The sequence below is a fragment of the Xanthobacter versatilis genome (assembly GCF_043193975.1).
Classification (GTDB): Bacteria; Pseudomonadota; Alphaproteobacteria; order Rhizobiales; family Xanthobacteraceae; genus Xanthobacter; species Xanthobacter autotrophicus_E.
The window spans coordinates 417,580-431,824 of record NZ_JBAFVB010000002.1; the positions used below are offsets into that span (position 1 = coordinate 417,580).

General features: G+C 66.6%; 16 protein-coding genes and 3 tRNA genes. 9 read left to right on the top strand and 10 right to left on the bottom strand.

Annotated elements, in window-relative coordinates; all coding sequences use genetic code 11:
- Positions 1 to 7: 7 nt before the first annotated feature.
- Both V5F66_RS05540 and V5F66_RS05545 read right to left on the bottom strand, forming a co-directional pair.
- Positions 8 to 1,975: an ABCB family ABC transporter ATP-binding protein/permease gene (locus V5F66_RS05540; RefSeq protein ID WP_394093428.1), complete on the bottom strand. Its 1,968-nt coding sequence runs from the start codon at positions 1,973 to 1,975 to the stop codon at positions 8 to 10.
- Positions 1,976 to 1,981: 6 nt separating this feature from the next.
- A complete protein-coding gene (locus V5F66_RS05545) occupies positions 1,982 to 2,383 on the bottom strand; it encodes an ArsR/SmtB family transcription factor (RefSeq protein WP_394093429.1) in 402 nt (133 codons plus the stop codon).
- Between the two features lie 195 nt (positions 2,384 to 2,578).
- Here V5F66_RS05545 and V5F66_RS05550 point away from each other — a divergent pair, with 195 nt between their 5' ends.
- The gene (locus V5F66_RS05550; protein ID WP_012116150.1) at positions 2,579 to 3,187 is read left to right on the top strand and encodes an LOG family protein; all 609 of its coding nucleotides are present in this window, start codon (positions 2,579 to 2,581) and stop codon (positions 3,185 to 3,187) included.
- A 230-nt stretch (positions 3,188 to 3,417) separates the two neighbouring features.
- Here the strand turns inward: V5F66_RS05550 and V5F66_RS05555 are convergent.
- From V5F66_RS05555 to V5F66_RS05570, 4 genes are all read right to left on the bottom strand, one after another.
- Positions 3,418 to 3,494, bottom strand: a tRNA-Arg gene (locus tag V5F66_RS05555).
- Positions 3,495 to 3,719: 225 nt separating this feature from the next.
- Entirely contained in the window at positions 3,720 to 4,025 is a 306-nt protein-coding gene (locus V5F66_RS05560) for an ETC complex I subunit (RefSeq protein WP_012116149.1), read from the bottom strand.
- Positions 4,026 to 4,148: 123 nt separating this feature from the next.
- Positions 4,149 to 4,454 (bottom strand): hypothetical protein, encoded by a 306-nt coding sequence (locus tag V5F66_RS05565; protein ID WP_394093430.1) that lies wholly within the window; start codon positions 4,452 to 4,454, stop codon positions 4,149 to 4,151.
- Between the two features lie 150 nt (positions 4,455 to 4,604).
- A tRNA-Pro gene (locus tag V5F66_RS05570) sits at positions 4,605 to 4,681 on the bottom strand.
- A gap of 202 nt (positions 4,682 to 4,883) precedes the next feature.
- Here V5F66_RS05570 and V5F66_RS05575 point away from each other — a divergent pair.
- The gene (locus tag V5F66_RS05575; RefSeq protein WP_012116147.1) at positions 4,884 to 5,168 is read left to right on the top strand and encodes a hypothetical protein; all 285 of its coding nucleotides are present in this window, start codon (positions 4,884 to 4,886) and stop codon (positions 5,166 to 5,168) included.
- Between the two features lie 63 nt (positions 5,169 to 5,231).
- On the opposite strand, the gene V5F66_RS05580 is transcribed toward V5F66_RS05575, so the two are convergent.
- Complete coding sequence (locus V5F66_RS05580; RefSeq protein ID WP_394051158.1) at positions 5,232 to 5,927, bottom strand: transporter; 696 nt, start codon at positions 5,925 to 5,927, stop codon at positions 5,232 to 5,234.
- A 747-nt stretch (positions 5,928 to 6,674) separates the two neighbouring features.
- Between V5F66_RS05580 and V5F66_RS05585 the strand changes: the two genes are divergently transcribed.
- The 3 genes from V5F66_RS05585 (at position 6,675) to V5F66_RS05595 (ending at position 8,768) form a co-directional block, all read left to right on the top strand.
- Positions 6,675 to 7,511 (top strand): hypothetical protein, encoded by an 837-nt coding sequence (locus V5F66_RS05585; RefSeq protein WP_012116145.1) that lies wholly within the window; start codon positions 6,675 to 6,677, stop codon positions 7,509 to 7,511.
- A gap of 100 nt (positions 7,512 to 7,611) precedes the next feature.
- Entirely contained in the window at positions 7,612 to 8,238 is a 627-nt protein-coding gene (locus V5F66_RS05590) for a chromate transporter (protein WP_012116144.1), read from the top strand.
- Positions 8,235 to 8,768, top strand: coding sequence for a chromate transporter (locus tag V5F66_RS05595; protein WP_394005516.1), 534 nt, complete (start codon positions 8,235 to 8,237; stop codon positions 8,766 to 8,768). The genes V5F66_RS05590 and V5F66_RS05595 overlap by 4 nt, the downstream gene beginning before the upstream one ends.
- A gap of 31 nt (positions 8,769 to 8,799) precedes the next feature.
- Here V5F66_RS05595 and V5F66_RS05600 read toward each other — a convergent pair whose 3' ends face one another.
- The 3 genes from V5F66_RS05600 to V5F66_RS05610 form a co-directional block, all read right to left on the bottom strand.
- On the bottom strand, positions 8,800 to 9,258 hold the full coding sequence (locus V5F66_RS05600; protein ID WP_049776029.1) for a DUF192 domain-containing protein: 459 nt from the start codon (positions 9,256 to 9,258) through the stop codon (positions 8,800 to 8,802).
- Between the two features lie 98 nt (positions 9,259 to 9,356).
- Complete coding sequence (locus tag V5F66_RS05605; protein ID WP_012116141.1) at positions 9,357 to 9,935, bottom strand: cold-shock protein; 579 nt, start codon at positions 9,933 to 9,935, stop codon at positions 9,357 to 9,359.
- 142 nt (positions 9,936 to 10,077) lie between these two features.
- Complete coding sequence (locus V5F66_RS05610) at positions 10,078 to 10,848, bottom strand: SIR2 family NAD-dependent protein deacylase (protein WP_012116140.1); 771 nt, start codon at positions 10,846 to 10,848, stop codon at positions 10,078 to 10,080.
- 121 nt (positions 10,849 to 10,969) lie between these two features.
- On the opposite strand from V5F66_RS05610, the gene V5F66_RS05615 reads away from it, so the two are divergent.
- The 4 genes from V5F66_RS05615 to V5F66_RS05630 all read left to right on the top strand — a co-directional run bounded on the left by V5F66_RS05615 (position 10,970) and on the right by V5F66_RS05630 (position 14,242).
- A complete protein-coding gene (locus V5F66_RS05615) occupies positions 10,970 to 11,392 on the top strand; it encodes a VOC family protein (protein WP_012116139.1) in 423 nt (140 codons plus the stop codon).
- A 206-nt stretch (positions 11,393 to 11,598) separates the two neighbouring features.
- Positions 11,599 to 11,673 (top strand) — tRNA-Glu (locus tag V5F66_RS05620).
- 259 nt (positions 11,674 to 11,932) lie between these two features.
- Positions 11,933 to 12,460 carry a hypothetical protein gene (locus V5F66_RS05625; RefSeq protein ID WP_394002840.1) on the top strand — a complete coding sequence of 176 codons (528 nt, stop codon included), beginning with the start codon at positions 11,933 to 11,935 and terminating at the stop codon, positions 12,458 to 12,460.
- A gap of 171 nt (positions 12,461 to 12,631) precedes the next feature.
- On the top strand, positions 12,632 to 14,242 hold the full coding sequence (locus V5F66_RS05630) for a SulP family inorganic anion transporter (protein WP_394093431.1): 1,611 nt from the start codon (positions 12,632 to 12,634) through the stop codon (positions 14,240 to 14,242).
- Positions 14,243 to 14,245 lie beyond the last annotated feature (3 nt).

Below are 14,245 nucleotides of genomic sequence, written 5' to 3' on the forward strand. Positions count from 1 at the left end.
GTCTGGCTCAGCTGACCGCGCTCACCTGCTCCTCGCTGATGCCTTCCTCGTCCGGATGGGGTTCGCCGGCCCCGGCCTCGCCGAGATCGGCCGCCTGCGCCCGGGCGAGCGCCATGGCCGCGTCGTCCGCCTCGCGCTGGCGGTTCCACAGGGCGGCGTAGAGTCCGCCGCGAGCCAGCAGTTCCGCATGGCAACCGCGCTCGGCCACGCGCCCCTCCGCGAGAACCAGAATCTCGTCCGCTGCCACCACGGTGGAGAGCCGGTGGGCGATGACCAGGGTGGTCCGCCCCTCCGAGACCCGCTCAAGGGCGTCCTGGATGTCCTTCTCCGTGTGGCTGTCGAGGGCGGAGGTCGCCTCATCCAGCACCAGTATGGGCGGCGCCTTCAGGATGGTGCGGGCGATGGCGACGCGTTGCTTCTCCCCGCCCGACAGCTTCAGCCCGCGCTCGCCCACTTCGGTCCGGTAGCCCTTGGGGGTGGCGCGGATGAATCCGTCGATCTGGGCAAGGCGCGCCGCCTCCTCCACCTCCGCCTCGGAGGCGTCGGGGCGGCCGTAGCGGATGTTGTAGGCGATGGTGTCGTTGAACAGCACCGTGTCCTGCGGCACCATGCCGATGGCGGCGCGCAGGCTTTCCTGCCGCACCGCGCGGATATCCTGCCCGTCGATGGTGATGCGGCCGGACGAGATGTCGTAGAAGCGGAACAGCAGGCGCGACAGCGTCGACTTTCCCGCCCCCGACGGCCCGACGATGGCCACCGTGCGTCCCGCAGGCACCTCGAAGGTGACGCCCTTCAGGATCTCCCGGCCGGCGTCGTAGGCAAAGCGCACATTCTCGAACCGCACCGTGCCGCCGGACACCACGAGGTCCTGCGCCGCCGGCTGGTCCTTCACCTCGGGCGCAACCGCCAGCACGGCGAACATCGCCTCGATGTCCACGATGGCCTGCTTGATCTCGCGATAGATGAAGCCGAGGAAGTTCAGCGGAATGTAGAACTGCACCATCATGGCATTGATCATGACGAAGGAGCCCACCGTCTGTCGTCCTGCGCGGATATCTAGCACGCACATGACCATCACCACCGCAAGGCCGATGGAGAAGATGACCGCCTGCCCCGCGTTCAGCCAGGCAAGCGAGGTATAGGTGTTCACCGTCGCCTTCTCGTAGCGCGCCATGGAGCGGTCGTAGCGCTGGGTCTCCCAGCGCTCGGCGCCGAAATACTTCACCGTCTCGTAGTTGAGCAGGCTGTCCACCGCCTTGGTGTTGGCGTCGGTGTCGCTCTCGTTCATCTCCTTGCGGATGGAGAGCCGCCACTCGCTGGCGAAATAGGTGAAGAAGCCATAGAGCAGCACCGTCACCGCCACTACCGCCGCATAGCGCCAGTCGAAGGCGAAGAACAGCACGCCGATGACCATGGCCAGCTCGACGATGGTGGGCGCCAGTTGCAACACCAGCATGCGCACGATGGTCTCGATGCCCGAGCGCGCCCGCTCCAGCACGCGGGTGAGCCCGCCGGTCTTGCGCTCCAGGTGGAAGCGCAGGGACAAGGCATGCATGTGCTCGAAGGTCTCGAGCGCCAGCCGCCGCACCGCGTTCAGCGCCACCTTGGCGAAGATGCCGTCGCGCAGCTGGGTGACCCCGGCCATCAGGATGCGCCCGAGGCCGTAGGCGAGCGTGAGCGCCACCGGCGTGCCCACCACCAGGGCCCAGAAGGCCGGCGTGGGGGCGCCGCTGGTGCTGCCCGAGGACACCTCGGCGGTGAGCGCATCCGTCGCCCATTTGAACAGGAACGGCACTGCCAGGGTCGCGCCCTTGGACGCGAACAGCAGCACGAAGGTGATGACCACGCGCGCCCGCAGGTCCGTGCGGCCCACGGGCCACAGATAGGGCCAGAGGCCGCGGATGGTGTCGAGCAGGGCGTCGGCGGAAACGACCGGCCGGCGCGGGCCGGTGGCGGGAGGAGGCGTCTTGGACATGATGGCCTATCGGTCTTCGGTGCGGCCCGCGGGCGGCGCGCCGCAGTCCCCGGGCGGCAACAGCGCCGAGAACAGAGCGTCGATCTCACCCTTGAGCGCGGAAATGGCATCCCGGTCGAGGCAGTAGGCGGTGCGCTGGCCCTCGATCCGGCTCCGGAGCAAGCCTGAGTCCGTGAGGACCTTCAGATGTTGCGAGACGGTGGACTGCGCAAGGGGCAGGCCCCGGACGATCTCGCCGCACACGCAGCGGTCCTGGCCGGCGAGCGTTTCCAGCACCCGCAGGCGCACGGGATGGGCCAGCGCCCGCAGGCGCTCGGCGAGGGCCGCACGGTTCTCGACCGGGCGTTCGGAGCCCGCCTGCGGCGGGTCCGCGGCGTCTGGCCCGCCGGGGTGGGGAAAGGGCGTCATATTCATCGTCTATCGGCGATAGCCGATGAATGAGGCGACTTCAAGCGCTGTCCGCTGCGGCCGGCGCATGCGCTACGCTGTCGTCATGCCCGCGTCGCAGCGACAAGCTAGAGCCCCGCTCCGACCGACCCATTCCCTCACGCCCCTGACCGTTCGTCACGTCCCACACGGCGTCGAGTTTGCTAAAGTGCGTCCATGGCTAGAATCGAAAGTGTGTGCGTCTATTGCGGCTCCGCATCCGGCTCGGATCCGCTGTTCGCCGAGGAAGCGCGCCGGTTCGGACAGATCCTCGCGGCCGAAGGGGTGCGCCTCGTCTATGGCGGCGGCGGCATCGGGCTGATGGGCGAGGTCGCGAGCGCCACTGCGCTGGCGGGCGGGGCGGTCACTGGCATCATCCCGCGCTTCCTCATGAACCGGGAGCGCGCCTTCGCCCATGAGGCGGAGATGATCGTGGTGGAGGACATGCACGCCCGCAAGCGGCTCATGTTCGAGCGGGCGGACGCCTTCGTGGCCCTGCCCGGCGGGGTCGGCACCCTGGAGGAGCTGGTGGAACAGCTGACCTGGGCGCAGCTGGGCCGTCACCGCAAGCCCATCCTCATCGCCAATACGTCAGGCTTCTGGGATCCGTTCCTGAGCCTGATCGAGCATATGCGGTCCACGGCCTTCATCCGCGACACGACGCCGGTGGAGATCCTGTCCGCCGACCGGGTGGAAGACATCCTGCCGCGGCTACGGGAAGCGGCGGCCGCCGTGCCCGAGCGCGCGCTTCACGCGGCGGACGGCGAACTGGCCGACCGCATGTGAGACAGCGTCCTGCCCCCGGCAGCGCTTCAGCTGCCCGGCTGGTCGAGCGCGGCGATGGCGACCATGAGAACCGAGCCGATCAACACGATCGTGACGACGTTCTGCATGTCCTTCCCCTCTTGCTGCAATGCGGCACGAGGGGATTAGAACAAAGAGCCGATTTTGGTGCAATGCACAAAAAGCCCAACAAGTGTCCGGCTTCGGGATGCGCGCGTTGCAATGGAAGGGATTGGCGACCCCGGCAGGGCTCGAACCTGCGACCTAGTGCTTAGAAGGCACTCGCTCTATCCAGCTGAGCTACGGGGCCGGCGTTTCGCAGTTGAGAGCGTTTTCCGGCCGAAAGGATACCGGTTCGCGCGATGACGATGCGTCGTCCCGGCTCTTTAGCGCGCACCTGCGCCGAGGTGAAGGCGCAAAAGTCCCGGCCATGCAGGGCCCTGCCATGAACGGCCTGGCAGATGCCTCCTTGCCGTTCGCGCACGGTCGATCCAAACGTCGACCGTCCTAAGTCAGCCGGCCAGAGCCACGCCCCTCAGTGGGTCCACTGGCCCACGCGGGTGAAGGCGAAATTGTCCGAATAGGCCATGCGCCGGCGGCCAGTCTCGTGGGGCTCGAACACCTGGAAGGGGATGCCGCGCTTCTGCGCATAGGCCACCGCCTCTTCCTTGGTCTCGAACTTCAGGCGAATCTGGCTGCGCATGTCCGCCGAGGAGGTGTAGCCCATGAGCGGCTCCACCATGCGCGCGTGCTCCGGCTCATATTCGAGCACCCAGAACCGGGTCTTCCCCACGCCCGACTGCATGGCGTTGCGCGACGGCTTGTAGATGCGTGCGACCATGATGCTGAACCCGTCATCCGGGGTCGCGCGCCCCTCGCCCGCGACCCATCCCGTCTATAGTTAAGCCGCGCGGCACTGACAACCGAGCGGCACATGTGAAGTGCGCCGCCGGTTGTGAGGACCTCAGCGCATCACGAGGCAGGTCGCCGCCGCCTTGGCCGATTCGGCGGCCGTGGCGTGGGCGATCTTGCCGGACAGCACGAGACCCCGCGTCTGCTCCGTCACCACGGCGCGGCCGTCAGCGCCGGGAACCAGCAGCGGCGCGCTCGACGCATAGATGGCCTTGGCGTCCGGCGGCAGCTTGGTGGCGCACCTGTCGGCCGCAGCCTTATCCGCGAGGGCCGCCGTGCCGGACAGGAGCGTGCCCAAAAGGCCCGCCGCGACGACACCGCCGAATCCAAAAGCCCTGGCAGTCTTCATGATCGTCATACACGCCACTCCCTCGCAGCCGCCCATGCTGGGCGGGGCTGGGAGCTTTGAGCCGCAGATGGGCGCGGAATGCAAGCCGGACATTGAGGAGAGGATTTCCGGGGGACGGCGGGAGCCCCGAGGGCGGCGCGCGGAAGCTGATCGGAGATATGGTCGGAGCAGCAGGATTTGAACCTGCGACCCTCTGCTCCCAAAGCAGATGCGCTACCAGGCTGCGCTATGCTCCGACGGCGCTGGCGCCTGCGTTGTTCGTATCGTCTCGGGACGGACGACGCAAGGTTGCCCCGGCAGGCGCGCGACCGCCGCGGCACGACCGCTTGATTTCCGCGGCCGGCGCGCCGAAAGCTGGGGCGATGCCGGCGCCTCCCCTTTTCGGGGTGTGCCGACAGATTTGAATGGATGTTTTTGCTCTTCGACGGGGATTTTCAGATGGCGTCCGATGCCGAGCTGTCCGAGTGGCTGAGCTCGATGATCAAGGCGCTGGGCACCGCCCAGGCCCACACCATGGTGCAGCATTTCATTCTGCGGGACATCGTGATCCAGCTCGCTGGCCAGCAGGAGCGGCCGGAGGCTTTCGTCGCCTCCATGTTCGAGCGGGTGAGCATGCTGGTGGACCAGTGCGAGCTCGCCGGCAAGCCGGAGATCGAGGCGGAGATGCGCTGGTACTCCGAATCCTTCTTCACCACCGCCGGCAAGGCGGTGGGCCAGCCGTAAGCTGAGTCAGGCTCTCGGAAAAGCGAACCCGGCCGGACGGGTAGCGGGCCGGCCGGGTCGTGCTCACTTGTGGAGCATGGCGGTCTGAGTCGGGGGGGGATTCCACAGCGGAATGATGACACGACCCCACACCCGGGTGTCGTTGCCGCCGTAGTTCTGCTCCCAGACATCGGTGGTCAGGTAAGCCTGCATGATCACCGGCCCGAAGTCGTAGCCGACAAGACCACCCACCGCGAACTGGCTCTGCTTCTGGTAGAAGGCGGTCGGATTGTTGAGATCCGTCGAGTAATAGGCCACCGGCCCGATCTCGAATTTGCCGAACTTCTTGGTGGCGGTGAGGTCCACGTTCAGGAAGTTCGGATTGATGGTGTCGGTCACGCCCTGCGCCTGGATGCCCCAGATGGCGTTGGCGGTGAGGTTCCAGCCGTCGGCGGTATAGCTCACGGCGAAGCGCTGGTTGAAGGAGGTGGAATCAAACGCCACCCCGGTATTCACCCCCAGATAAAATCCGGCCAGGTAGCTGAAGCCAAAGCCGTTCCCAAGATCCCAGGCAATCTGTGCGGCAAAGAAGGGATTGTAGAAACCGGACGTGGACGGCCCGTTGTCGACGTTCACCTCAGCCAGCGGCATGGCGGTGAGCAACTGGATACGCCCGCCGAACATGAATACCGGCGTCGCCCAGGCCAGAACCGGGATGGTCACGCCCACGCAGGTGGATTCCGGCGATGTATTGCGGCAGCCCCAATCGGCCGTATTCACGAAATATGCGCCCTCCGGCAGCGGGGCGCCGGCGGCGAGACCAACCGTTTCACCGGGCTGGGTAACGGATCCCGCATGCGCGGGTGCCAGTGCGGCAATCGACAACAGGGCTGCCGTCGCCATTCTTGCGAATGTCGTCATGATTTTCCTCCGAAAGGCGTGAGCCCTTCTCCGGGTCCCACCGGAGGGCTCTTCGCGGGCGCTTCCTCAGGCGCATTTGCGCCGGACTGTTATGGTCCGAAGGAGGTTCGAGCCCCCTTGCGGCTGCTGCAGCGGACGGCCCGCGATCCGGCGGACGCGCCTTTGCTTCTGCTCCCCGGTTGACGCCCGGGGGGCACGCGCTTGCGATGGGGAATGCTGCGGCAGCGTGTCACGACCTTGGCGGCGCGGGATTCCCCCCCGCTCAATGCCGCCCGAGACCTTCGAGGATATCCGGCCATCCCGGCGCCGGGTCCTTGAAGCCGAAGCAGGGACCTACATAGCTCACAATTTGGGCATCGGCCACAGGGTTCACGTTCCCGAGAGCATCATGCCGGCTAAAAGCAGAGCACTGTTGCGCAGCCGTCACAGTGACGGAGGGACAGAGCAAAACCATACCATGCGCCATCTGGTGACAGCCTTCCGGGGGAGTGGACTTCTCCCGCGACCAGACGGAAGCTGGCGTCGCCGGCTCCAGATTCCCTCCGCGCACGGGCCGGGATCGCTCATTTCGCCCGTTTTTTCACCAACCTACGCGGCACGGTTCCCATGCAGGACATCCACTATCGGGAATACAAAATTCTCCTGCGGCCCGAACAGTTCTACGCACCGAAAAGGTTCGAGGACTATTGGAACGAGGTGAAGGGCGTCGCGAAGAAGCATGGCGTTGGCGTAAAGACCAACGACGATGCCTTTCAACGCATGGTGCGTGAAGTTCTGTTTTACGACACGCCCAATTATGACCTGTACCGAAACTCGTTCATCCTGCGCAAGCGTACCTTTTACGACGACGGCTGGCCGCGCCCGGAGCACGAGCTTGCCGTAAAATACCGCAGCCCCGACCGGGAGATTTGCACCGCCGTGGACATGGTGCCGCGAATCGTCGGCGAGGTGGAAGTAAAGTTCAAGGAGGAGATCCTGCCGCTCAAGGACGGGCTTGGCGGCATGCGCTCGCTTTACTCCCACAATTGCATTGTGATCTCGCCGGGGGTCGTTCTCAATCAGGGGTTGAGGGATATTACCACCGTATTCCCGGCCATGGCCGCGGTGGACGTGGACGGCGACACCAAGATCGATCTCGTGAACAACATCGCGGTCGAAGAGATACAGGTGGACCCCGGCCACTTCGATTTCGGCCACGGCTTCGAGGCCAAGGCCACCATCGCCATCTGGCGCAACCGCGCCTCGGAAACCTCGCTGGTGGGCGAGTTCGCCTTCCAGGCCAAGTTCCAGCACTACGACGAGGTGCACCAGAAGGCGAAGCGGCTGTCCGAGGACTTCTTCCGCGACGTGCAGACGCTGGCGCCCGAATGGGTCCAGCTCGGCACCACCAAGACCGCGATGGTCTATGGCATCGGCGCGAAGCAGGTCGCGCACAGCGAGTGAATCGGGCAGGGGCGCCTGCGCCGCCCCTGCCCTTCCTGTCCTTCCCCGCCTGCCCCCAAAGATCTGACCCCAAGATCTGACCCATCGAGCCGGAGCCGCCATGAGCGCAACTGAGCCATCCGTCTCACCCGAAGCCACGCCATCCGTGGCTCCCGGCACTGCGCCGGTCTCCATCTTCGAGATCTTCCTGACCTTCCTCGTCATCGGCGCCACCAGCTTCGGCGGTGGCGTGGTGGCCTATCTGCGCAACGCCCTCGTGGTCTCCAAAGGCTGGCTCGACGATGAGCAGTTCATGACCGCGCTCGAAATCTCCCAGGCCCTGCCCGGCCTCAACGCCACCAACATGAGCGTTATCGTCGGCGACCGGCTGCGTGGCCCCGTCGGCGCCATTGCCGGCTTCCTGGGCATGACCCTGCCGGGGGGGCTGCTGGTGTTCGCGCTCGGCGTGTTCTACGCCTCCAATCACGGCAACCCGGCCATGCACAGCGTGCTCGCCGGCATCGGCGCGTCGTCGGTGGGGCTGCTCGCCGCCGTGACCCTGCAAATCGGCCACAAGCAGCTGGAGCATTTCACCGAGATCGCCCTGGTGGTGATCACTGTGGTGATGGTCAGCTTCCTCCACATCTCCCTGCTGGCGGTGCTGCTCACGGTGCTGCCGCTGGCCCTGTTCATCTATCGGCCGCGCAACGACGACCGTCCCAAGATCACCGAGGAGGAGGCACAATGAGCCAGTCCAATGCGGACCTGAGCCTGCTCGGCGTCTTCTCCCTCCTGTCCCTGCTGGCCATCGGCGGCGGCACGGCGGTGCTGCCGGAGATGAAGTCGCTCACAGTGGACGCCCACCAGTGGATCACCGACGGGCAGTTCCGCGACATCTACGCTCTCGGCCAGGTGGCGCCGGGGCCCAACATGCTGATGGTGATCGTCATCGGCTATCACGTGGCCGGCACGCCGGGGGCGCTCATCGCCTTCACCGGCTTCTTCCTGCCGGCCTCCACCCTCGCCCTGGGCGCGTCCCGCCTGTGGAACCACTTCGAGGGATCGCCGTGGCGACTGGCGCTGCAGAATGCGCTGGCGCCCATCGTGGTGGGCCTCATGGCGGCTGGCATGATCGCCATCGCCCGCACCGCCATTACCGGCACCGAGACCACGCTTTTGGCGGTGGCGGTGTTCGGCCTCGTCTATTTCGGGCCGAAGATCAACCCGGCGCTCCTCATCCTCGCCGGCGGGGCGGTGGGCTACCTGACGCTATCGTAGGGCCGAAGCCCCGCTGGTCGCTCCAGATGCACTACTTGCCGGAGAAGACCGGGTGCGCCACCCGGTCGCCGGCCTTGATGCCAAGCTTGCGGGCCTGGCCGCCCGCGATCTCCAGCACCGCCCGCACCGGCTCACCGGAGGAGATGGTCTCGGTGGACAAGGGGGTGGTCATGGCGGCGATGCGGGCGATGCTGCCGTCCGCCCGGATGAACAGCATGTCGAGGGGGATGTAGGTGTTCTTCATCCACATGTAGACGGGCTGGTCCACCTTGAAGTCGAACAGCATGCCCGCCCGCTCGCCCAGCGACTTGCGATACATGAGGCCGGTGGTGCGCTGCTCGTCGGTGCGCGCCACCTCCACCTCGAATGTGACGACGCCCTTGGAGGAGGCAATCTCCAGCGCCTCGAGGCTGTCGGCCTGCACCGCCGGGGCTGGCCCCGCCAGCGCCGGCGCGACGGGGGAAAGGGCCAGCGCAAGGCCGAGAATCATTCCAGCAGGGATGGTTCTGCCGCGACCAGCGCGGCCCAAAATTCCGCGACCCGTCGGCACGTAGGACGCGCCGGTCTTCACGATGTCAAATGGCATGATCAGGTGTTCCCGCTGGGTCCGGTATCGGCCTTCACTTCGGCGGCCATGAGGCCCTTGTCGCCGTCGCCGTAGCGCACCATCACCGTCTGGCCGGGCCGAAGTTCGGTGAGGCCGTGGCGGCGCAGCGTCTCCATATGGACGAAGATGTCCGGCGTGCCGTCCCCCTGGGTGAGGAAGCCGAAGCCGCGCAGCCGGTTGAACCATTTCACCGTGGCCGGCTCGAAACCGCTCCTGGGTTCCACCACCGTGCGGGTGCGCGGCTGCGGCGGAGCAGTATGCACCGCGGTCGAGAGGTCGAGGGAGAGCACCCGGAAGGCCTGCCGCCCCTTGGCCCGCTGGACCGCCTCGCAGACCACGCGGGCGCCTTCCATGGCGGTCTGGAAGCCGTCGCGCCGCAGGCAGGTGACATGGACCAGCACATCGGGGCCGCCGTCGTCCGGGACGATGAAGCCGTAGCCCTTGGAGGCATCGAACCATTTGATGGAGCCGGTAACCTCGACGAGCCCGGCGGGCTCCTCAAGTCCGTCCTCCGACGAGCCGGCGGTCCGTGGCCCCAGCCCCAGTGCGTCAGACCCCATGACCACCCCGACCTTACACGCGGCCGCGCACGCTTTGCCGCGCCGGTTTCAGGATAGCAACTCGCCGGGGCTTCGCCCACCCTCTTCGCACCCTCTCTTCGCGCCAGGCCTTGGTGGAAGACCTCGGCGAGAGCCTGCGGCATCATGCATCCTGTGCAAAGGGTTCCAACAGGTCGCCGATCTCGGTGCGCACCACAAGATCGGCCAATTCGTCGAAATCCGTGGGCTCGCGGTTGAGGATCACCAGCCGTGCACCCTTCTTCTTGGCCTTCAGCGGGAATCCCGCCGCCGGGAACACCACCAGCGACGAGCCGATGACAATGAACAGATCGCACTTGCGGGTCAGTTCATCCGCCCGCGCCATCTCCGTCTCGGGCATGGCCTGCCCGAAGGAGATGGTGGCTGCCTTGATGGGTCCCCCGCATTCGGGGCAATCGGGGGCTGATCCGCCGGAGGCATCGAATCGCGCCTTGACCCAATCCAGCTCATAGCGCGCGCCGCAGTCGAGGCAGGTGGCGTAGGTGCCGTTGCCGTGCAGTTCGATCAGCGCCGCGTCGGGCACGCCGGAGGCCTGATGCAGGCCGTCGATATTCTGGGTGATGATGCCCTTGAGCCGCCCGTGTCCGTGCAGCCGGGCAAGGGCCCTGTGGCCGCGGCCAGGGCGGGCGGAGGCAAAGGCCTCCTCCATGGCGAACTTGCGCCGCCACGCCTCGTTCCGCGCCGCCTTGTGGGACACGAAGACATCGAACGGGATCGGCTTGTTCTGGGTCCACAGCCCGCCGGGGGAGCGGAAATCGGGAATGCCGCATTCCGTCGAAAGGCCGGCGCCGGTAAAGGCGACGGCGCAGGACGCCTCATCGAGAAGTTCGGCGAGACGCGCCTGGGCGCCCTTGAGATCGGTGTCAAAGATCATACGTCAGCAGCGCCGGCCCACCGGCGCCCTCCACTTGCCCAAACGGCGCCGGCTACGCCGGCCGGCGCGGACCCTATCCCTATCCGGAGCGCCGCGCTCCCTCTGAACGACGAGAACGCCAATGCGCTTTCTGCACACCATGGTCCGCGTGACCGACATCGACCAGTCGCTGGATTTCTATTGCAACAAGCTGGGGCTGAAGGAGGTCCGCCGCAAGGAGGTGCCGCAGGGACGCTACACCCTCGTCTTCCTCGCCGCCCCCGGCCAGGCCGATGTGGCCGAGATCGAGCTGACCTACAACTGGGATCCCGAGCCCTATGGCGAGGGCCGCAATTTCGGCCATCTCGCCTTCGAGGTGGAGGACATCTACGCCACCTGCGAGCGCCTGATGGCGGGCGGCGTCACCATCAACCGGCCGCCGCGCGACGGCTACATGGCCTTCGTCCGCTCGCCCGACAACGTGTCGGTGGAGCTGCTGCAGAAAGGCGGCCCCAAAGCTCCGGCCGAGCCCTGGGCCTCCATGGCCAACACCGGCAAGTGGTGAGCTGAAGGGCGGAACCGAGCTCCGGCGCCGCTTGGCGGACAGGCCGCCCTTCTGTTTGGGCAGCCTCCTTTCGGCAAGCTTGCACATGGCCAGAGGAGACCGCCGCAAGCCGGCTTTGGAAATCTCCCATGCGACCCTTGCGGACGCATGGGGCTCCCCCTATAACGACGCGCACTTCGGCTCGCTTACCCGGACCGAAGCGGCGCGCGCCCTTCGTCTATCGGTTAGGACGCCACCCTTTCACGGTGGAGAGAGGGGTTCGACTCCCCTAGGGCGCGCCAGAATACCTTTCCAGGTCATTCGTCCTGAAATCCAAACTCGGTGTTAGCGGCGCCCGCCGAGCAGATTTCACGCTGGACTTTCACGCCCGATCCAGAAAAACGCGGCGATGCTGAAGAGGCTGGTCACACCTGCGCACCATCGAATGGTATAATTTAAACTTAAGCTATAGATGACTTTCGCACGCTACGACAACACACTGGATTTGTTGCGTGCTGGCTGAAAATATATCCCGTCTCCGAAAACCTATTGGAGGACGCAATGGGATCTGTTTTTACCTCTTCGTACGCAAGCGCAGCAGTGTTCGTCTTTGTGCTGCTTGGCGGTCCCGCGCACGCGGAAACGCCCGAGATCATGATGGCCATGTGCCGCAGCAAGGCTCATGAGGCACTCAAGGTCCGGATGCCCGAAATCGACACCAAATACGAAGGCCAGCGAACGGACGGCAGCCACGCGGTCAACGGCACCGCGTTCACCCCTTCCGGTGAGCGAACCTTTCAGTGCTCGTTCAACAAGGCCGGCAGCAAGATCACGAACTTCGTCGTCAACAAGACGGCTGCTCCGGCACAAAGCCAGGGCGCAACGCCGTCCAGGGATGAGCAGGCGTGCCTTCAGGCCGTCAGCACCACGACCAATAATGGAGACGTGGCAACGCTTCGGGTCGAGACGTCCGAGGCGAACACCACGGTCATCGTTGGCGTCGGCCCGAAACGGGCGCCCTGGAAGTGCCTGGCCTCCAAGGGCGTGGTTGCCGAAGTCATGTCGATCACGGACGAAGGACGCCTCTGACAGCGACTAGCGAAAGCCGCAAGCCGGATCCCGTATGACCCGTTTTCGCGCGGACTCTCCTGAAACCGATCCCCGGCGTACGCAGCCCGCTCTCGACGCGCTATGGTGGCCGACAGGATGGATGGGCGATCGGCGCACCGCAAGATCCGCCGCACGTCGACAGGTGAGGCTATGTCATCGATCCCAGGGCCACGGGCCGGCGATTTCATCGCCGGCCTCTGCCTCGCCGGCCTTTTGCTGCCGGAAGCGGTGGCCTATGCGAGCATTGCCGGCCTGCCGCCGCAGCACGGCATCTTCGCCGCCGTCGCCGGATGCTTCGTCTATGGATTGGCGGGGCGCAGCCGGTTCGCCATCGTCTCTCCGACCTCATCGTCCGCCGCGATCCTGGCCGCCACGCTGGCGACCCTGCCGGACGAGGGCGCGGTCAAGCTCGCCGCGACCACGGTGGTGGTGGCGCTGGTCGGCGGCTTCCTGCTGCTGGCGGCCGTGGCGCGGCTCGGAAACTTCACCGGGTTCGTTTCGCGGCCAGTGCTGCGCGGGTTCGCGTTCGGGCTGGCGGTGACCATCATCGCCCGCCAGTTGCCACATCTGGTGGGCGTGGAAGCGGCATCGACGGACATTTTCCATCTCGTCCCACAGCTCGTGCTGGAGCTGCCGCAATGGAACCCGTTCGCCGTGGCGGCCGGCGGCACGGCGCTGGCGGTGCTGCTGGCGCTCCGGCGGTTCCCGGCCATCCCCGGCGCCTTCGTCGTCCTTGCCGGCGGCGTGGCCGCCTCCACCGTGTTCGGGCTGGAGGCGCACGGGGTCTCCGTGGTCGGCACCATCGACATCGTGCCGGCGTGGCCCTCCTGGCCGAGCCTCGGCTGGGCGGATTATTCCCAGCTCGCCCGCTTCGCCCTGCCGCTCGTTCTGATCCTCTTCGCCGAATCCTGGGGCACGATCCGGGCGCTGTCGCTGCGCCATGGCGAGGCGGTCGACGCGGATCGGGAGCTGGCCGCCATCGGCCTTGCCAACATGGCCAGCGCGCTGGCCCAGGGCATGCCCGTGGGCGCCGGATTCTCGGCCGGCAACGCCAGCGAGGCCGCCGGAGCCGCCACCCGCGCCACCGCCTTCGTCACCGCGCTGGGCCTCGCGATCCTCGTGATCTTCGGCGGGAGTTTCGTGGCGCGCCTGCCCGAGCCGGTGCTGGCGGCGGTGGTGATCGCGGCCCTCGTCCATGCGCTGGATCCAGCGCCGCTCGCGCGCCTGTGGACGCTGGGGCGCGACCAGTATGTGGCCGTCGCCGCGGCCGTGGCGGTGCTGGCGCTCGGTGTCCTGAACGGGATGCTGGTGGCCATCGCCCTGTCCCTCACCGCCGTGGTGCAGCGGCTGGCGGCGCCGCAGGTGGCACAGCTGGGGCGGCTCGGCACGACGCACGATTATGTCGATCTTGCCCGCCATCCCGATGCCGTCGCCCCGCAGGGCATCGCCATCTGGCGGCCGGCGCAGCCGCTGTTCTTCGCCAATGCCGACCGGATCATGGGCATCATCGCCGCCAGCTCCCGCGCCGAGCCGGGCCTTCATGCGGTGGTGGTGAGCCTCGAGGAAAGCTTTGATCTGGACAGCACGGCCCTCGACGCCCTGGTGGAGTTCGATGCCGTCATGCGCCAGGCTGGGCTGCGCCTGCAGCTCGCCCGCGCCCATGATCGTGTCCGCGATCTGCTGGCGGCCGCCGGCGCCCGCGATCTGGTGGCGCGCTGCAGCTACAGCGTGGACGATGCGGTGGCCGCGGTGCAGCCATAACCC